General features: G+C 68.8%; 20 protein-coding genes. 2 read left to right on the top strand and 18 right to left on the bottom strand.

What is annotated here, in order from left to right; genetic code table 11:
• Nucleotides 1-50: 50 nt before the first annotated feature.
• The 9 genes from AT701_RS14805 to ruvC form a co-directional block, all read right to left on the bottom strand.
• A complete protein-coding gene (locus AT701_RS14805) occupies nucleotides 51-536 on the bottom strand; it encodes a (2Fe-2S)-binding protein (RefSeq protein WP_003894329.1) in 486 nt (161 codons plus the stop codon).
• The gene (locus AT701_RS14800) at nucleotides 529-1,347 is read right to left on the bottom strand and encodes an FAD binding domain-containing protein (protein WP_058126110.1); all 819 of its coding nucleotides are present in this window, start codon (nucleotides 1,345-1,347) and stop codon (nucleotides 529-531) included. The genes AT701_RS14805 and AT701_RS14800 overlap by 8 nt, the downstream gene beginning before the upstream one ends.
• Entirely contained in the window at nucleotides 1,344-3,704 is a 2,361-nt protein-coding gene (locus tag AT701_RS14795; RefSeq protein WP_058126109.1) for a xanthine dehydrogenase family protein molybdopterin-binding subunit, read from the bottom strand. The genes AT701_RS14800 and AT701_RS14795 overlap by 4 nt, the downstream gene beginning before the upstream one ends.
• 44 nt (nucleotides 3,705-3,748) lie before the next feature.
• A complete protein-coding gene (locus AT701_RS14790; protein ID WP_011728712.1) occupies nucleotides 3,749-4,564 on the bottom strand; it encodes an enoyl-CoA hydratase/isomerase family protein in 816 nt (271 codons plus the stop codon).
• The gene (locus tag AT701_RS14785) at nucleotides 4,564-5,352 is read right to left on the bottom strand and encodes a cyclase family protein (protein WP_011728711.1); all 789 of its coding nucleotides are present in this window, start codon (nucleotides 5,350-5,352) and stop codon (nucleotides 4,564-4,566) included. Before AT701_RS14785 ends, AT701_RS14790 begins: the two co-directional genes overlap by 1 nt.
• Before the next feature lie 140 nt (nucleotides 5,353-5,492).
• Nucleotides 5,493-5,879: a DUF1304 domain-containing protein gene (locus AT701_RS14780; protein WP_058126108.1), complete on the bottom strand. Its 387-nt coding sequence runs from the start codon at nucleotides 5,877-5,879 to the stop codon at nucleotides 5,493-5,495.
• 4 nt (nucleotides 5,880-5,883) lie between these two features.
• A complete protein-coding gene (gene ruvB / locus AT701_RS14775; RefSeq protein WP_011728709.1) occupies nucleotides 5,884-6,939 on the bottom strand; it encodes a Holliday junction branch migration DNA helicase RuvB in 1,056 nt (351 codons plus the stop codon).
• Between the two features lie 2 nt (nucleotides 6,940-6,941).
• Complete coding sequence (gene ruvA / locus AT701_RS14770) at nucleotides 6,942-7,529, bottom strand: Holliday junction branch migration protein RuvA (protein WP_011728708.1); 588 nt, start codon at nucleotides 7,527-7,529, stop codon at nucleotides 6,942-6,944.
• Nucleotides 7,526-8,083, bottom strand: a complete 558-nt coding sequence (gene ruvC, locus AT701_RS14765; protein WP_003894321.1) for a crossover junction endodeoxyribonuclease RuvC — start codon at nucleotides 8,081-8,083, stop codon at nucleotides 7,526-7,528. The genes ruvA and ruvC overlap by 4 nt, the downstream gene beginning before the upstream one ends.
• A gap of 175 nt (nucleotides 8,084-8,258) precedes the next feature.
• Here ruvC and AT701_RS14760 point away from each other — a divergent pair, with 175 nt between their 5' ends.
• Nucleotides 8,259-8,690 carry a VOC family protein gene (locus tag AT701_RS14760; RefSeq protein ID WP_058126107.1) on the top strand — a complete coding sequence of 144 codons (432 nt, stop codon included), beginning with the start codon at nucleotides 8,259-8,261 and terminating at the stop codon, nucleotides 8,688-8,690.
• Nucleotides 8,691-8,714: 24 nt separating this feature from the next.
• Nucleotides 8,715-9,365, top strand: a complete 651-nt coding sequence (locus tag AT701_RS14755) for an NAD(P)H-binding protein (protein WP_058126106.1) — start codon at nucleotides 8,715-8,717, stop codon at nucleotides 9,363-9,365.
• Nucleotides 9,366-9,368: 3 nt separating this feature from the next.
• Here AT701_RS14755 and AT701_RS14750 read toward each other — a convergent pair whose 3' ends face one another.
• The 9 genes from AT701_RS14750 to AT701_RS14710 all read right to left on the bottom strand — a co-directional run bounded on the left by AT701_RS14750 (nucleotide 9,369) and on the right by AT701_RS14710 (nucleotide 17,130).
• Entirely contained in the window at nucleotides 9,369-10,124 is a 756-nt protein-coding gene (locus AT701_RS14750; protein WP_058126105.1) for a YebC/PmpR family DNA-binding transcriptional regulator, read from the bottom strand.
• Between the two features lie 168 nt (nucleotides 10,125-10,292).
• Nucleotides 10,293-10,874 carry a pyridoxal 5'-phosphate synthase glutaminase subunit PdxT gene (gene pdxT, locus AT701_RS14745; RefSeq protein ID WP_058126104.1) on the bottom strand — a complete coding sequence of 194 codons (582 nt, stop codon included), beginning with the start codon at nucleotides 10,872-10,874 and terminating at the stop codon, nucleotides 10,293-10,295.
• Entirely contained in the window at nucleotides 10,871-11,722 is an 852-nt protein-coding gene (tesB, locus tag AT701_RS14740) for an acyl-CoA thioesterase II (RefSeq protein ID WP_003894316.1), read from the bottom strand. Before tesB ends, pdxT begins: the two co-directional genes overlap by 4 nt.
• 9 nt (nucleotides 11,723-11,731) lie before the next feature.
• A complete protein-coding gene (pdxS, locus tag AT701_RS14735; protein WP_011728705.1) occupies nucleotides 11,732-12,643 on the bottom strand; it encodes a pyridoxal 5'-phosphate synthase lyase subunit PdxS in 912 nt (303 codons plus the stop codon).
• 76 nt (nucleotides 12,644-12,719) lie between these two features.
• Complete coding sequence (locus AT701_RS14730) at nucleotides 12,720-13,775, bottom strand: NUDIX hydrolase (RefSeq protein WP_058126102.1); 1,056 nt, start codon at nucleotides 13,773-13,775, stop codon at nucleotides 12,720-12,722.
• On the bottom strand, nucleotides 13,775-14,935 hold the full coding sequence (gene pimA / locus AT701_RS14725; RefSeq protein ID WP_058126101.1) for a phosphatidyl-myo-inositol alpha-mannosyltransferase: 1,161 nt from the start codon (nucleotides 14,933-14,935) through the stop codon (nucleotides 13,775-13,777). Before pimA ends, AT701_RS14730 begins: the two co-directional genes overlap by 1 nt.
• A gap of 1 nt (nucleotide 14,936) precedes the next feature.
• A complete protein-coding gene (locus AT701_RS14720) occupies nucleotides 14,937-15,851 on the bottom strand; it encodes a phosphatidylinositol mannoside acyltransferase (protein WP_058126100.1) in 915 nt (304 codons plus the stop codon).
• Nucleotides 15,848-16,516: a phosphatidylinositol phosphate synthase gene (gene pgsA, locus AT701_RS14715; RefSeq protein WP_011728701.1), complete on the bottom strand. Its 669-nt coding sequence runs from the start codon at nucleotides 16,514-16,516 to the stop codon at nucleotides 15,848-15,850. The genes AT701_RS14720 and pgsA overlap by 4 nt, the downstream gene beginning before the upstream one ends.
• Entirely contained in the window at nucleotides 16,513-17,130 is a 618-nt protein-coding gene (locus AT701_RS14710) for an ATP adenylyltransferase (RefSeq protein ID WP_058126099.1), read from the bottom strand. Before AT701_RS14710 ends, pgsA begins: the two co-directional genes overlap by 4 nt.
• Between the last annotated feature and the right edge of the window lie 4 nt (nucleotides 17,131-17,134).

Here is a 17,134-nt window from a genome sequence, read left to right as displayed (position 1 = left end):
GGTGGATCACCACCGCGGCGCCATTCGCCCGGTGTGCGTGTGAAGGTGTGTCAGCTCGGGGGCTGGTTGCGAAGTTCCGCTGCGCGCTGCACGGCGCGCACCGCGTTGGTGTAGCCGGTGCACCGGCAGAGGTTGCCGCTCAAGGCATCCCGGATGGCGGCGGCGGAAGGGTTCGGGTCGCGGTCGAGCAGGTCGGTCGCCGCGAGCAGCATGCCGGGCAGGCAGAAACCGCACTGGAAGCCGTACTGCTCCATGAACGCGCGCTGAACCGCGTCCGGTCGGTCGCCGTCGGACAGTGTGGCGATGGTCTTCACGCGGGCACCGTCGGCCCTGGCCGCGAGGATCAGGCAGGTTTTCACGCAGCGCCCGTCGACAACCGCGGTGCAGGTTCCGCAGTCGCCGTTGCGGCAACCGGCACGCACCTCGGTACGCCCGAGTTCCTCGCGCAGCACGTCGAGCAGCGTGAGGTCGGCCTCGACGGTGAGATGGGCCGGATCTCCGTCGACCTCGACGCTGATGTCGACCGTGTCAGACATGGTCCACCCCCTGTTCGACGGCGCGCGCGGCGATCTCAGGCGCGACTCGCCGTCGGTAGTTCCAGTCGGCCCGCAGGTCCGCCCAGCGTTGCGTGGGCGGGATGCGGTCGACATGTTCGGCCACCACGGTGCGGACCATGCCGGGGTCCGGAAGTCGGATCAACTGCGGGACTTTCGCGACGCCGCCGAGCACGACATGACCTGGCAGCACGGCCGCGGCCGTGACCACGGGCCAGGACGATTCGGCGGATTTGAGCTTGACATATCCGAAACCCGCTGTGGCGGGCCACGGTACGCGTACTGCGGTGACGAACTCGCCGGTTGCGAGGTCGGTCTGCTCGGCACCGCGCAGAAACGTCTGCGCGTCCACGATCCGGGTTCCCGAGGTCGAGTGGATCAGCACCTCGGCGCCCAGCGCCACCAAGGCCGCCGGAATGTCGGACTGGGGCCGCGCGGCGCACAGTGCCCCGACGACGGTGCCCTGGTTGCGGATCTGGATACCGCCGGTGATACCTGAGCACAGCCGGTGCAGCAACGGCAGGTCACGACGGATCCGCCGGGACTCCAGGATCTGCTGATAGCTCACCGACGCGCCGATTTCGGCTGCCTCCTGGCCGAATTCGATGCCGTCGAGATCCGCTTTGCCGAGGTCGACGACGTGGGTCGCGGTGATGTCGCCGCGAACGAGCGCGGGCACCGTCAGCGTTCCGCCGCCGACGATCAGCGCGTCGCCGCCGCCCCCGACGATGTCGGCGAGGCTCTTGGCGACGTCGTCTCGGTTGCGCGGCAGCACCGTCCGGAAGGCGCTCATCCGAGGCCTCGCGGTTCGGGGATCAGTGACAGCACCGTCGGTGGGTCCAGGGGAACGCTCGTCACGGTCGCGATCGGCTCGCCCGCCCCGTGCTGGGCGCCCTGAAGCGCGTCGTCGATCGCGTTGGCGACCGCGGCCAGTGCTCCCCCGACACCGGCCTCACCGGCCCCCTTGGCGCCCAGCAGGGTGGTGGGCGCCGGGGTCTCGTGGTGGCGGATGACGAAGTCGGGCAGGTCGTTGGCGCGCGGCACCATGTACTCCTTGAAGGTGCGCGTGGCCGGCGCACCGTCGGCCTCGAATCGGTTGTCCTCGTACAGGGCGAGTCCGATGCCCATGGCGATCGCGCCCTGCAGTTGTCCCTCGACGAGCACGGGTTCCACGACGCGTCCGCAGTCGTGCACCGCGGTGATCGCATGCACCTTGACCACGCCGGTCGCGGTGTCGACGTCGACCTCGGCCACGTACGCGCCGCTGGAGAAGTAGGGATAGCTGTAGCGGTAGGCCGGATCGTCCGGCGGTGTGGGGCGGTAACTGCGGGTGTACGACAGTTCGCCGCACTCGGCGGCGCGCGCGCACAGGTTCCGCAGCGGGATGGACGCACCACTGGCGGCATGCGCGGCGTCGTCGGCGAGTGTGACCTCGTGCGGCGCGCAGCCCAGCGTCGCCGCGGCCGTGCGCCGTAGTTCGTCGGCCATGTCGCGGGCCGCGAGCACCACGGCCGCGCCGCCCACGGCGACACCGCGACTGCTGGCGTTGCCCGTTCCTGGTGGGCACAGGCTGGTGTCGCCCTGGACCACGGTCACGTTCTCGGTTGTGGTGCCGAGTGTTTCGGCGGCCAGCCGGGCCAGCGCGGTGTCGTTGCCACCGCCAGGATTGGTGACCCCGCTGAGCACCGTGACGTGCCCATCGCGGTCGAGACGGACCGTCGCGCTCTCGTCGGCGGCGACGGTGGGTGTGACGTTCGGGGCCAATCGGCCCGATGCGTGGCCGCCGCCTTCGGGGGTGATCTCGAACGAGATGCCGACGCCGCGGCGCACGGTGGCCGACGAGGGCTGCCGGTGTGTGCCGGCATATCCCGAGATGTCGATGACGCGGTCGAGGACCGCGCGGTAGTCACCGCTGTCGATCTGGTAGCCCGACGGCATCCGGTGTGGAAACGCACTGGTGGGAAGGAAGTTCCGGCGTCGCACCTCGGCGGGGTCGAGGCGCAACCGGCGGGCGATGAGGTCCATCACGCGTTCCATGACGAACACGGGGGCCTCCTTGCCGAATCCCCGGCAGGAATGCCACGGCGGAAGGTTGGTCGTCACCACGCGCGAGGTGACGTCGACGTGTGGGATGTCGTACGGCCCAGGCAAACTGGCCGCACTCACGTAGGCCTGCCGCCATCCCGGCGACACCGATCGTGCGCCGACCGGCACCACCATGTGGTCGGTGAACACCTCGACACGTCCGTCACCGCCGAAACCGGCTCGCACACGGTGGATCTGTTCACGCCCGCCACCCAAAAAGCATTCGGCCCGTGATTCGATCCACTTGACCGGCCGCTCGCACAGCATGCTGAGCAGGCACACCAACGGCTCCTCGACCTGGCCGGTCATCTTGAGGCCGAACGATCCGCCGACATTCGGGACCACGACCCGGATCGCCTCGGGCTCAAGGCGCAGCACCTCGGCGAGTTCGTCGCGCAACTGGAACGGCTGCTGGTGTGAGGCGTGGACGGTCAGCCGCTGGGCGCTCGGATCCCATGACGCCACGTATCCCCGCGTCTCCAGCGGTGCGGTGGTGCTGCGGCCGACGGTGAACTCGGCGTCGAGGACATGCTCGGCGCGCGCCAGCGCACCGTCGGGGTCGCCGCTGGAGAAATGGTTCTCGGTGACGACATGTTCGCGCTGTTCTGCCGAAAGCACACTGGCGCCGAGGTATTCATGCGGCCGCGGTGCCTCGGGGAGGTCGTCGTATTCGACCGCCACGGCCGCCGCGGCGGCCCGTGCGGCGCGGGGGTTCTCCGCCGCGAGGACTGCGACGGGTTCTCCGACGTAGCGGACCTTGTCGACCGGGAGGGCCTGCAGTGCGACATTGCGGGCGCCGAGCAGTTCGGGTGCGCCGAACTGGTACGGCAGTGTTTCGAGGTGCCGGGCCGCCTCGTGGGCGTCGAGCACCAGCACCACCCCCGGGCGGGCGGCCGCCGCCGACACATCGACCGAGACGATTCGAGCGTGTGCACGCGTGCTGCGGACCACCGCCATGTGCAGCAGACCCTGCGGCCGGATGTCGTCGACGAACCGCGCTTGTCCCGTGGCGAATTCGAGGGCATGCCGCTTCGGCCACCTGCCGGGGGCGGTCCTGGTGTCCATCGCTCTCCTCGTCGAGATCGAATGTGGAATGGCCGAAAGAGCCGTCAACTCTTCATACGTGCGAGGCCCTCGAGTGCGAGGCCGTACCCGAGCAGGCCGTGCATACGCTGACGGAGATCCTCGGTGAGCACCGTGCGGCTGTAGCGGCGCACCAGTCGCGGTTGCCGCATCAGCTGTGCGGCCAGTTCCCTGGCCCGGCTCAGCAGGTCGTCGCGGGGCACCACCTCGTTCACCAGCCCGATCTCGCGCGCTTCGGCGACCGACAGTTGCTGTCCGGTCAGCAGGAAGTAGCGCGCCCTGGTGGGACCCATGAGCAGTGGCATCACGATGTGCATGCCGTCACCGGGCACCATGCCGCCGGGAAAGTGTGCGGTGTCCTGGAAATAGGTGTCCTCGGTGGCCAGCACGATGTCGGAGACCAGCGGGATCTCGGCGTGACGCACGGCAGGCCCGTTGATCGCGGCGATCACCGGCGCCTCGATGGAAAGCAGGTTCGGCAGCAGCTGCTTGCCCTCCCACTGGATGGGGTCGTAGGTCTCCGGGGTCATGGTACGGCGGTTGGGGTGTTGTCCGGGGGCGATCGCGGGCCCGCTGAACTCCTCACCGGTTCCGGTCATGATGACAACGTCGTTCTCTCGGTCACGGCCGATTTCGAGGAAAGCGTCCTCGAACTCGTTGTGCGCCAACAGACTCCACTGCAGCGGACCACCGTTGGTGTGGAAGTGCAACTCCAGGACGCCGTCGGTGCGCTCCATGCGGATCGTCTCGTAGCGGTCCTTGTAGGAGTCGAACGTGGTGGGCTTGCGGTCCAGGTGCGTCATCGCAGCGACGTGGTCGACCCTGGTGTGGGTTTCGGTCATCAGTTGGCTCCGTTCGTGTCGTCGATCATGGCCACGGCGCGGGTCCAGCCCGCAGAGGCCGCGTGGATCTTCACCGGGAAGCAGGCGATGGTGAATCCGTGATCGGGTAATTGGTCGAGGTGGCGCAGTTTTTCGATCTGGCAGTACTCGGTGCGCCTGCCGGCCTTGTGGCCCTCCCAGATGATCGAGGCGTCGCGGTCACGGGCATACCGTTCGGCGACGTAGGAGAACGGCGCGTCCCAACTCCACGCATCGGTGCCCACCACACGCACCCCCTGGTCGCACAGCCACAGGGTTGCCTCGCGGCCCAGACCGCAGCCGCTCTGCGGGTACTCCGGCGTGCCGAACTTCGCGCCCGCCGAGGTGTTGACCACCACGATGTCCAGTGGCCGCAGCGTGTAGCCGATGCGCTTGAGTTCGCCTTGGACGTCGGCCGCGGTGGCGACGTAACCGTCGTCGAGATGCCGGAAGTCGAGCTTGACCGCGGGACGCAGGAACCAGTCCAGCGGCATCTCGTCGATGGTGCGCGGACGGCTGCCGTCCTCCATCATCGACGAGTAGTGCCAGGGCGCGTCGACGTGCGTGCCGTTGTGTGTCGACAGGTGAACGGTTTCCAGCGCGAAGGCCTCGGCGTTCGGCAGCTCTTCGGGCTGCAGTCCGTCGTAGCGACGCTGCAGCATCGGCAGCGTGTCCTGGTGGCTGGTGTACTCGATGGAGAACTCGTAACCAGGCGGATCTGCCGGGACGTCGTTCTCCAAAGACATCGAGATGTCGATGAACCGGGTCATCGAAGACTCCAATTCCGCGTCGAATGTGATGCGTAGAAGGCGAAAAACTCTCTGTGGCGCAAGCTACCAACGAGCGAAAAACAGGGTCAAACGTTTGATATCAAAGGTGGCCGGGCCGGATGGCGGCAATCCGGTCGGGATCAGAGCAGAAGGCCGAGCACCACGAACACGACGGCGAGCAACGGAAAGGCACCCTGTGTGAGGGCGGCCCGCGCCTTGTCAGGCGAACTGACCAGCAGCACCAGGGCCGCCGCGAGCATCGACCCGACGCCCGCGAGTACCAGGGCCACACCGACTGCGTTGTGCCCCAACACGATCGACCCGATGCCGACGGCCGTGACGATCGCCAGGAACAGGTTGTAGAAGCCCTGGTTGTACGCGAGTTTCTTGGTGGCCTCGGCCTCTTCGGCGGTGGTGCCGAAGGTCGCGCGTGTACGCGCCGACGTCCAGGTCAGCGACTCCATGACGAAGATGTAGACATGCAGTACCGCGGCGAGCGCGGCGAACACCAACCCGGCGACGGTCATGGCGTCAGTCAAACAGTCCGGCCTGACCGATCCCTGTGACCGGTGGCTGCAAGCCCAGATGGGTCCATGCCAGTGGCGTGGCGACCCGTCCGCGCGGTGTGCGGGCGATCATGCCGGCGCGCACCAGGAACGGTTCACACACCTCTTCGACCGTGGTGGCCTCCTCACCGACCGCCACGGCCAGCGTCGAGACGCCCACCGGCCCGCCGTTGAAGCTGCGGGTCAGTGCCGAGAGCACCGCACGGTCGAGGCGGTCGAGACCGAGCTCGTCGACGTCGTAGACCTCGAGTGCGGACTTCGCGATGTCGCGGGTGATGATGCCGTCGGCACGCACCTCGGCGAAGTCGCGTACGCGGCGCAGCAACCGGTTGGCGATGCGTGGCGTGCCGCGCGAGCGCCGGGCGATCTCGGCGCCGGCCTCGGCCCCGAGTTCGATGCCGAGGATCCCGGCCGAACGCGCCAGCACGCGTTCGAGTTCGACCGGCTCGTAGAAGTCCATGTGCGCGGTGAAGCCGAAGCGGTCGCGCAGCGGTCCGGTCAGCGCGCCCGAGCGGGTGGTGGCCCCGACCAGCGTGAACGGTGCGACCTCGAGCGGAATCGATGTCGCCCCAGGGCCTTTGCCGACCACGACGTCGACGCGGAAATCCTCCATCGCGAGGTAGAGCATCTCCTCGGCGGGCCGCGCGATGCGGTGGATCTCGTCGATGAACAGCACGTCGTGTTCGACGAGGTTGGACAGCATGGCCGCGAGGTCACCGGCGCGTTCCAGCGCAGGGCCTGACGTGACGCGCAACGACGAGCCGAGTTCGGCCGCGATGATCATCGCCAGCGAGGTCTTGCCGAGGCCCGGTGGACCCGACAGCAGGATGTGATCCGGCGTGCCGCCGCGTTTCTTGGCGCCCTCAAGCACGAGTTGCAACTGTTCGCGCACGCGGGGCTGCCCGATGAACTCCCCCAGCGACCGCGGGCGCAGGCTCGCGTCGATGTCGCCCTCGCCGACGGTGAGCGCTGGGGACACCTCGCGGTCCTCGACCTCGGCGTCGTCCTCGAACCGGCCCATGGTTACTTCTTACCCAACATGGACAGCGCCGCGCGCAGCGCGGACGACGTGGTGGCCTCGGGGTCGTTGGCCAGCACCTTGTCGGTGGCCTCCTCGGCCTGCTTGGCGGCGAAGCCCAGACCCACAAGGGCTTCCACCACCGGTCCGCGTATCGCGTGTCCGCCGACCGCTGCGCCCCCGCCCGCGCTGACGGGTCCGATCTTGTCGCGCAGTTCGAGCACCATGCGCTCGGCGCCGCGCTTGCCGATACCGGGCACGCGGGTCAGCGCGGTGACGTCACCATCGGCCAGCGCCTGCCGCAGCGCCTGCGGGTCGTACACGGCCAGTGTGGCCAGCGCGATCTTCGGCCCGACCCCGGACACCCCGAGCAGTGTGAGGAACAGATCCCGCGCGTCGCCGTCGACGAACCCGTACAGCGTCATCGAGTCCTCGCGCACGATCATCGCGGTGATGAGCCGGGCCTCGGTGCCGCGCCGCAGCGTCGCGAGCGTCGACGGGGTGGCCATGACCTTGTAGCCCACGCCTGCCGCCTCGATCACGGCGTGGTCGAGCGCGATGTCGATGACCTCACCGCGGACCGACGCGATCATCCGCGGGCCGCCTTGATCTTCGCCTGGAACTTGCGCCGCTGCTCCTCGGCCATCGCCTCGGCCGCGGCCATCCGTGCGATCATCGGCGCCCGCCAGCAGTGACAGATCGCGAGCGCGAGCGCGTCGGCGGCGTCGGCGGGTGTCGGTTTGGCCTGCAGCGCAAGGATTCTGGTGACCATCTCGGTGACCTGGGACTTGTCGGCGCGGCCGCTTCCGGTGACCGCGGCCTTGACCTCCGACGGCGTGTGGAAGTGCACCTCGATGTCGCGCTTGGCCGCCGCCAGCGCGATCACGCCGCCGGCCTGCGCGGTGCCCATCGCGGTGTTGGCGTTCTGGTTGGCGAACACCCGCTCGATCGCGATCACGTCGGGACGGTGGGTGTCCATCCAGTGTTCGGCCGCGTCGCTGATGGTCAGCAGGCGTTTCTGCAGCGGCGTGTCGGCGGGCGTGCGCACCACGTCCACGTCCAGCGCGATGACCTGTCTGCCCTTGCCGCTCTCGATCATCGACAGACCACAGCGCGTCAGTCCGGGATCGACTCCCATCACCCGCACGCGAACCCCTTCGTCAGAACATCTGTTCGAGAGCCTAGCGTGCCGCACCGTCAGCCCCGGGCAGGGACACGCTCGACAGCGAAGGCGAGGCGTCGAAGCGGATCTGCCACGCGACAAACGACAAACGTAGTGTCGGAACCAGGATCGAGGCACGAAGACGCGTGAAAGGTGACCGGTGACCGTTCTGGACTCCCCCATCCCCCGTTTCCATCTGGCCATGCCCGTCGACGACCTCGACGCCGCGAGGCACTTCTACGGCGAGGTCCTCGGACTGCCGCAGGGCCGAAGCTCCGAGCGGTGGATCGACTGGAACCTGCACGGGCATCAGGTGGTCACCCATCTGGCGCCGGAGCGGGCGCGGCAGGTGCACAACCCGGTCGACGGGCACGACGTGCCGGTGCCGCACTTCGGATTGATTCTCACCGTGGACGCGTTTCACGCCTTGGCCGACCGGCTACGCACCGCCGGGGCCACATTCGTCATCGAACCGTACGTGCGGTTCGAGGGCGAGACGGGTGAGCAGTGGACGATGTTCCTGCTCGACCCGGCAGGCAACGCCCTGGAGTTCAAGGCGTTCGCCGATGATTCGCAGGTCTTCGCCGTCTGACGGCACATGACAGGAGGTAGGAAGTTGCGCGTGGTGATCGCGGGTGGGCACGGAAAGATCGCGCTCATCCTGGAACGACTGCTGGCCGATCGCGGCGACTCGGTGGCGGGCCTGATCCGCAACCCGGACCACACGGCCGACGTGAAGGCCGCGGGCGCCGAGCCGATCGTGCTCGATCTGGAGAAGGCCACGGTCGACGAGGTGGCCGGCGCGGTACGTGGCGCCGACGCCGTGGTGTTCGCCGCGGGTGCGGGGCCGGGTAGCGGCGCGGCACGCAAGCAGACCGTCGACCGTGACGCGGCGATCCTGCTGGCCGACGCCGCCGAGGCCGCCGGTGTGGACCGGTACGTGATGGTGTCGGCGCTCGCGGCCGACGACCGCTCGCTCGACGAGAGCTACGACGAGGTGTTCCGCGTGTACATGCAGGCCAAGTCGGAGGCCGATGCGAACGTGCGGGCACGCAGCGGTTTACGGACCACGATCGTGCGTCCCGGCGGCCTCACGAACGACGCGGGCACGGGCCTGGTGCGCATCGCCGAGTCCACCGGGCGCGGCACGGTGCCGCGTGAGGACGTCGCCCGGGTGCTGGTGGCGGTGCTGGACGCACCGCAGACCGCGGGCCGCACGTTCGAGCTGATCTCGGGTGACACCCCGATCGCCGACGCGCTGGTCTAGCGGCTACTCCTCGTCGAGCTGGGCGGCGACGTCGTCGGGGATGTCCATGTTGGTGTAGACGTCCTGGACGTCGTCGCTGTCTTCGAGCGCGTCGACGAGCTTGAGCACCTTGCGGGCGCCTTCGAGATCGACCGGCACGGTCACCGACGGCTGGAAGCTGGCGTCGGCCGAGTCGTAGTCGATACCGGCCTCCTGCAGCGCGGTGCGCACCGCGACCAGGTCGGACGGCTCGGAGATGATCTCGAACGAGTCGCCGAGGTCGTTGACCTCTTCGGCGCCGGCCTCGAGCACCGCCAGCAGGACGTCGTCCTCGGTCAGGCCGTTCTTCTCCAGGGTCACCACGCCCTTGCGGGAGAACAGGTAGGCCACCGAACCCGGGTCGGCCATGTTGCCGCCGTTGCGGGTCATCGCGACGCGGACCTCGCCCGCGGCGCGGTTGCGGTTGTCGGTGAGGCACTCGACGAGCACCGCGACACCGTTGGGGCCGTAACCCTCGTACGTGATGTTCTGCCAGTCGGCGCCGCCCGCTTCCTCACCGGCGCCACGCTTGCGGGCCCGCTCGATGTTGTCGTTGGGCACCGAGCTCTTCTTGGCCTTCTGGATGGCGTCGTACAGCGTCGGGTTACCGGCCGGATCACCGCCGCCGACGCGCGCAGCAACCTCGATGTTCTTGATCAGCTTGGCGAACATCTTGCCGCGCTTGGCATCGATGACGGCCTTCTTGTGCTTGGTGGTGGCCCACTTGGAATGGCCGCTCATGCAGGTACGCCCTCTTTCCTGGTCGAACTCCGACGGTCCAGTTTACGTGGGCCGTCGACCCGGCCGCACCGGCCGGGCATCGTGCCGGCGCCGGACACCGCCGAAACCGACGCAATCGTCGCCGCGAGGCGCGTGAGACGACGTTCTCGTCGTTCTCGACGCGACGAACTACAGCGAGTCCACGAACAGCTTGTGGATGCGCCGGTCGCCGGTCACCTCGGGGTGGAACGCGGTCGCGAACATCGGGCCCTGACGCACCGCGACGATGTGGTCGTCGGCCCGCGCGAGCACCTCGACGTCCGGGCCGACGCGCTCGACCCACGGCGCCCGGATGAACACCGCATGCACGGGTGTGTCGAGCCCGACGAAGTCGATGTCGCCCTCGAACGAGTCGACCTGACGGCCGAATGCGTTGCGGCGCACGGTCATGTCGATGCCCTTGAGCGGCACCGCTGCGCGGCCGGGCACACCCGCGTCGGCGATCTCGGTGGCCAGCAGGATCATTCCCGCGCACGATCCGTAGCACGGCATGCCTTCGGCGATGCGCGCGCGCAACGGCTCGAGCAGGTCGAACTCGCGCAGCAGGTGGCTGATCGCGGTCGATTCCCCGCCGGGGATCACCAGCGCGTCGACGGCCGCCAGTTCGGACAGGCGCCGCACGGTCGACGCCTCGGCGCCTGCCTCGCGCAGCGCGGCCAGGTGTTCGCGGGTGTCTCCCTGCAATGCGAGCACGCCCACATGGGCGGTCATGAGTTCTCCTCGGGGGGCGTGAAGTCGCGCTTGTAGCGGGTCAGGCCTTCCTGCATGACAGCCGCCACCAGTTCGCCGTACTGGTTGAAGATCCGGCCCTGCGTCAGCGCCCGCCCACCGCAGGCCGAGGGCGACGTCTGGTCGTAGAGCAGCCATTCGTCGGCGCGGAACGGCCGCATGAACCACATGGCGTGATCGAGCGACGCCACCATCAGGTGCTTGCGCACGTCGAGGTGGTTGACCTGGGCCGAGCCGAGCAGGGTCAGATCGCTCATGTAGGCCAGTGCGCAGATGTGCAGCACGTGGTCGTCTGGCATCGGATCGCGGTGGCGGAACCACACCTGCTGCTGTGAGGCCTTGCCCGGGATCTTCTGCACGCGGTCGCGCGGCACGATGCGCACATCCCATTCGGCGAACTGCGCGAAGCCTGCGTCGTCGAACGCACCACCGGACCGGAAGCCCGGGCACTCCTCGGGGGCGGGCGCGTGCGGCATGGCGTCCTGGTGCTCGATGCCGGACTGGTCGGTCTGGAACGACGCCGACATCGAGAAGATCGTCTCGCCGTGCTGGATGGCGCTCACCCGGCGGGTGCAGAACGACCCACCGTCGCGAATGCGCTCGACGGTGTAGATGGCGGGCGCCCTGGCGTCCCCGGGCCGCAGGAAGTAGCCGTGCAGCGAGTGCACCTCGAACTCGGGGGCGACCGTGCGCACCGCGGACACCAGCGACTGTCCGGCGACGTGGCCGCCGAATGTTCGCTGCAGAAAGCCGGACTCGGGGCTGAACACCCTCCCGCGATAGATGTTGACCTCGAGCTGCTCCAGGTCGAGGATCTCTTCGATCGCCATGAAGGTGGTTTACCAGCCGCGTTCTGCGAGCCGGTGCGGCTGGGCGATCTCCTCGACGTTGATACCCACCATGGCCTCACCCAGACCACGCGACACCTTGGCCAGCACGTCCGGGTCGTCGTAGAACGTGGTGGCCTTCACGATCGCCGCGGCCCGCTGCTCGGGGTTGCCCGATTTGAAGATGCCCGACCCGACGAAGACCCCCTCGGCGCCGAGCTGCATCATCATCGCCGCGTCAGCCGGGGTGGCGATGCCACCCGCGGTGAACAGTGTCACCGGCAACTTGCCTGCCCGGGCCACCTCGACCACCAGCTCGTAGGGCGCCTGCAACTCCTTGGCCGCGACATAGAGCTCGTCCTCGCTCATCGAGGTCAGCCGACGGATCTCGCCGCCGATCTTGCGCATGTGCGTGGTCGCGTTCGAGACGTCGCCGGTGCCGGCCTCGCCCTTGGAGCGGATCATCGCCGCACCCTCGGTGATGCGGCGCAGCGCCTCGCCCAGGTTGGTCGCACCGCACACGAACGGCACGGTGAACTTCCACTTGTCGATGTGGTTGGTGTAGTCGGCGGGCGTGAGCACCTCGGACTCGTCGACGTAGTCCACACCGAGGCTCTGCAGGATCTGGGCCTCCACGAAGTGTCCGATGCGGGCCTTGGCCATCACCGGGATCGTGACGGCGTCGATGATGCCCTCGATCATGTCGGGATCGCTCATGCGCGACACCCCGCCCTGCGCGCGGATGTCGGCGGGGACGCGCTCCAGCGCCATCACCGCGACCGCACCGGCGGCCTCGGCGATACGCGCCTGCTCAGGGGTGACCACGTCCATGATCACGCCGCCCTTGAGCATCTCGGCCATCCCGCGCTTCACGCGCGCGGTCCCGGTCTGGTTGCTCGAACCGTTTTGCGCCGCGGTTTCCACTGCCATCTCCTCTGAATTGCTACTGAATCAGTGTAATCGAGCTCTCAAAACTATTAAATCCGTAGAGATCGGTCTCTCAGCGGATGGCGGGCAGCTCGCCGAGCGAGCTCTCCCGCGCTGGCACCCGGGCGTCCCCGGAGGCCAGGTCGTTGGCCTCGGCCAGTCGCTCCCCGAGCTGTACCGGGTAGACGGCCTCGCCGCCGGCGACCAACTCGGCGATCATTGTCGCATTGCACCACCGGTGACCGTGAATGTAGCGCCGCTCCAGGGCCGTGCGCCCGACCGCAGAAGGCTCGAACCGTTGCGTGCGGTGGACGAAGAAGAACTCCTCGCTGCGCACCACCGACGCGTTGAAGTCGATGATCTCCTCACGTCGCCAAACGGGGCCGACGAGTGCCGACGGCTCGATCCGCAGGCCGGTCTCCTCGAACAGTTCGCGCGCCGCGGTCTCGGCGAGGTCCTCGCCTTTCTGCACCGCGCCGCCCACCGTGAACCACCACCGGGGTGCGGGCACGTCGGGATCCTCGCGTGCGGGATCGCTGCCGCGCAGCAGCAACACGGCCCCGGTCTCGTCGAGCAGCACCACGCGCGCAGACGTGCGACGGCTCAGCGAGCCCACATCGCTCTGCGCCTCGGGTCGCTCGGCGATCTCGAAATACGTTGGCAGCGCGGCCCTTCCACCCAGTTTCAGCATGCGCACGGCGGGACGTTCGCGGAGCGCAAGGGTGTCGCGCACGGCGTCGTTGTGGAACCGCCGGGCCAGCAGCACGCGCGCCTCGGCGTCGGCGAGCTCGGCGACCAGCGCCACCGGCAGCGCCGAGAGGTCGACCGCGGCCAGCGCGGCCGAGAGCTCGTTCTCGGCGGCCTCACGCGCCGACCGCGGCGCATGCTCGGCCACGTCGGCCAGTTCGGCCAGCCGCTTGCCCTGCGGGCCGACCCCGTAGGCGTCGGCCGCGACGGCCCGCGCCACCACCGCACGGCGCGCCAGTGCACCGTCGAGGGCCTGCCACGACAGGTCGTACCGCACGTGTAGCCGGTCGAGCCGGTTGGCGGTCCGGTATGCCCACCCGCCCAGCAGCGCCAGGGCCACGACCAGAACAAGGACGAGGGTGATGACGATCCACAGGCTCATCAGACCGATTCTCCGGCCGTCTCGTCACGGTTCGCCGCGCCACTGACCTGCACCTTGATCCCCGCCCCTGACACCGTCTCGTACACCCGCATGATCTGGGCGGACACCACCGACCAGTCGTAGCGGTGGACCCGCTCGGACGCCCGCGCGACATAGCCCGCGCGCAGCTGGTCGTCCTCGAGTATCTCGATGAGCGCGGCGGCCATGCCCTCGGCGTCGTCGACGGGCACCAGACGCCCGGCGTCGCCGTCGGCAAGCACGCGCCGGAATGCGTCCAGGTCGCTGGCCACCACCGCGGTCCCGGCCGCCATCGCCTCCACGAGCACGATGCCGAAGCTCTCCCCGCCCAGGTGCGGCGCGCAGTACACGTCGGCGCTGCGCATCGCCGAGGCCTTGGTGGCGTCGTCGACCTGGCCCAGGAAGCGCAGATGTCCCGCAAGGTCGCCGGCCTGTTCGCGCAACTCGTCCTCGTCGCCGCGTCCGACGATGAGGATCTCGACGTCGGGGAATCGCGCGACGAGTTTGGGCAGCGCGGCGAGCAACACCGCCATGCCCTTGCGCGGTTCGTCGTACCGGCCCAGGAACAACACGGTGCGTCCCTCACGCGGGTACCCGTCGAGAAGCGGCGCGTCGGCAAACGATGCGACGTCGACACCGTTGGGGATCTCCACGGCGTCGGAACCGAGCGCCTCCATCTGCCAGCGGCGCGCGAGGTCCGACACCGCGATGCGGCCGATGATCTTCTCGTGATAGGGCCGCAGGATGCCCTGAAAGACGCTGAGCGTCAACGACTTCGTGGTCGACGTGTGGAACGTCGCGACGATGGGCCCTTCTGCGGCCTGCAGTGCGAGCATCGACAGGCTCGGCGCGTTCGGCTCGTGGATGTGCAGCACGTCGAAGTCGCCCTCGGCGATCCACTTCTTGACCTTGCGGTGCGTGGCCGGCCCGAACCGCAGCCGCGCCACCGAGCCGTTGTACGGGATCGGCACGGCCTTGCCCCCGGACACCACGTAGTCCGGCAACTTCACGTGCGGCGAGGCAGGCGCGAGCACGCTCACCTCGTGCCCGGCGTCGCGCAGCACCTCGGCGAGCTGGAGCACGTGGGATTGCACGCCACCCGGCACGTCGAACGAATAGGGGCAGACCATCCCGATACGCATGTCAGGTTCCCAACCGTGCGCGGCGCTCGTCGGACAGATCGGCGATCCACTGCGGCTGCAGCATGTGCCAGTCGGCGGGATAGGTTGCGATGTTGGCGGCGAACCGGTCGGCGAGCGCCTGCGTGATCGCCGTGACGTCGCCCGACGAGGTGTCGAGTTCGGGATAGACGCGCATGCCCCAGCCGTCGCCCTCGAACCAGCAGTGCACGGGGAACAGGGCCGCACCGGTCTCGATGGCGAGCTTCGCGGGCCCCGCGGGCATCCGGGTGGCCTCGCCGAAGAAGTCGACCTGCACGCCGCTGCGGGTGAGGTCGCGCTCGGCCATCAGGCAGATCGGCCGGTGGTCGGTCAGGCGTTCGGCGAGCACCTCGAACGGCGGGCGCTCTCCCCCGGTCAGCGGCAGCACCTCGAAGCCCAGGCTCTCGCGGTACTCGACGAAGCGGCGGTACAGCGATTCGGGTTTGAGGCGTTCGGCGACCGTGGTGAACGGGCCGTAGTTCTGCACCAGCCACACCCCGGCCATGTCCCAGTTCCCGCTGTGCGGCAGCGCCAGCACGGCCCCGCGCCCGGCGTCCAGCGCCGACCACAGGTGGTCGATGTCGATGACGTCGAGCTGCTCGCCGAGCCGGCCGTGGTCCATCGCGGGCAGCCGGAACGCCTCGCGCCAGTAGCGCGCGTACGACGCGAGCGACGCACGGATCAGGTCGTCGGGGACGTCCGCGGGCGGTTTACCGACGACGCGGGCCAGGTTGCGGCGCAGCTGTTCGGGCCCGCCGTTGCGGGCCGCGTAGCGCGCGCCTGCGCCGAACACGCCCTGCGCCATTGCTTCCGGCATGGCGCGCACCAGCCGCCAGCCGGCCGCATACCCCAAGTCCGTCACCTGCCCGCCGAGCGGGATGCGGCCGGAAAGTGTCACGGTTCGCTCGTCTCCGGTTTCTCGCCGTTGGCCGGGTGCAGCGGTTCCATCGCACCCGGTGACGTGCGCACGGCGTGCACGCGTTGCAGCAGCGTAACCACGCTGGCGACCGCGAGCACCCACATCGCGACGTGCAGCGTCCACGGCAGCGGGAAGAACGGCAGATCGGACAGGCCGGCGCCGATCAGGACGATCACCAGCCGTTCGGGCCGCTCGATGATGCCGCCGTCGCCGCGCAATCCGCTGGCCTCGGCGCGCGCCTTGATGTAGGAGATCACCTGTGAGGTGACCAGGCAGATCAACGTCGCGACGACGAGCGACGGGCTGTCGAGGCCGAACGCGGCCCACCACGTCAGGCCCGCGAAGACCGCGCCGTCACCGAGTCGGTCGCACGTGGCGTCGAGCACAGCGCCGAAGCGCGTGCCCCCGCCTTGCTCGCGGGCCATGGCCCCGTCGAGCATGTCGGCGAGCACGAAGAACGAGACGACCACCGCGCCCCACCACAACTGCCCGATCGGGAAGAGTGTCAGCGCCCCGATGACCGCCGCCGCGGTGCCTGCGAGCGTCACGATGTCGGGTGTCAGGCCGGCCCGCAGGGCCGCCTTGGCCACCGGCCTCGAAAGCTTCACGTAGGCCGCGCGGGTCATCAGGTACACATTGCTCACGATGTGGGCGCTTTTCCGTCTTTTCCGTCGGTACCGGCCGCGAGCCGGTCCTGCCGGACCCACTCGGTGGCCAGGAGTTGCCTGGTCTCTTTCAGCAGCTGCGGGATGACCTTGGAGCCGCCGATGATCGTGATGAAGTTGGCATCGCCACCCCAGCGGGGCACCACGTGCATGTGCAGGTGCTCGGCCAGCGAGCCGCCCGCCGACGAGCCGAGATTGAGCCCCACGTTGAAGCCGTGCGGGCGCGATACCGCCTTGATCACGCGGATCGCCTTCTGCGTGAACGCCATCAGCTCGGAGCTCTCGTCCTCGGTGAGGTCCTCGAGCTCCGACACCCGCCGGTAGGGCACCACCATGAGGTGGCCCGGGTTGTACGGGTACAGGTTCAGCACGGCGTAGACGCGCTTGCCGCGCGCCACCATGAGGCCTTCCTCGTCGGGCATCTCGGGGATGTCGGTGAAAGGTTCCGCCGAACCCGCCGAGCCGCCTTCGCCGCGCTTCTTCATAGGCGCCTCGGCGATGTAGCTCATCCGGTGCGGCGTCCACAACCGCTGCAGGTGATCGGGTTCACCCACGCCGCGGTCCACGATCTGCCGCTCGTCAGGATCGGTCACATCC

This window comes from Mycolicibacterium smegmatis, from assembly GCF_001457595.1.
GTDB classification, from domain to species: Bacteria; Actinomycetota; Actinomycetes; order Mycobacteriales; family Mycobacteriaceae; genus Mycobacterium; species Mycobacterium smegmatis.
This window is presented reverse-complemented; position numbering and strand designations above follow the sequence as displayed.

What these genes read in the sequence shown, in the direction of transcription:
- AT701_RS14805 (WP_003894329.1), bottom strand. Translation starts at nt 536, where the DNA reads ATGTCTGACACGGTCGACATCAGCGTCGAGGTCGACGGAGATCCGGCC.
- AT701_RS14800 (WP_058126110.1), bottom strand. Translation starts at nt 1,347, where the DNA reads ATGAGCGCCTTCCGGACGGTGCTGCCGCGCAACCGAGACGACGTCGCC.
- AT701_RS14795 (WP_058126109.1), bottom strand. Translation starts at nt 3,704, where the DNA reads ATGGACACCAGGACCGCCCCCGGCAGGTGGCCGAAGCGGCATGCCCTC.
- AT701_RS14790 (WP_011728712.1), bottom strand. Translation starts at nt 4,564, where the DNA reads ATGACCGAAACCCACACCAGGGTCGACCACGTCGCTGCGATGACGCAC.
- AT701_RS14785 (WP_011728711.1), bottom strand. Translation starts at nt 5,352, where the DNA reads ATGACCCGGTTCATCGACATCTCGATGTCTTTGGAGAACGACGTCCCG.
- AT701_RS14780 (WP_058126108.1), bottom strand. Translation starts at nt 5,879, where the DNA reads ATGACCGTCGCCGGGTTGGTGTTCGCCGCGCTCGCCGCGGTACTGCAT.
- ruvB (WP_011728709.1), bottom strand. Translation starts at nt 6,939, where the DNA reads ATGGGCCGGTTCGAGGACGACGCCGAGGTCGAGGACCGCGAGGTGTCC.
- ruvA (WP_011728708.1), bottom strand. Translation starts at nt 7,529, where the DNA reads ATGATCGCGTCGGTCCGCGGTGAGGTCATCGACATCGCGCTCGACCAC.
- AT701_RS14750 (WP_058126105.1), bottom strand. Translation starts at nt 10,124, where the DNA reads ATGAGCGGCCATTCCAAGTGGGCCACCACCAAGCACAAGAAGGCCGTC.
- pdxT (WP_058126104.1), bottom strand. Translation starts at nt 10,874, where the DNA reads ATGACCGCCCATGTGGGCGTGCTCGCATTGCAGGGAGACACCCGCGAA.
- tesB (WP_003894316.1), bottom strand. Translation starts at nt 11,722, where the DNA reads ATGGCGATCGAAGAGATCCTCGACCTGGAGCAGCTCGAGGTCAACATC.
- AT701_RS14730 (WP_058126102.1), bottom strand. Translation starts at nt 13,775, where the DNA reads ATGAGCCTGTGGATCGTCATCACCCTCGTCCTTGTTCTGGTCGTGGCC.
- pimA (WP_058126101.1), bottom strand. Translation starts at nt 14,935, where the DNA reads ATGCGTATCGGGATGGTCTGCCCCTATTCGTTCGACGTGCCGGGTGGC.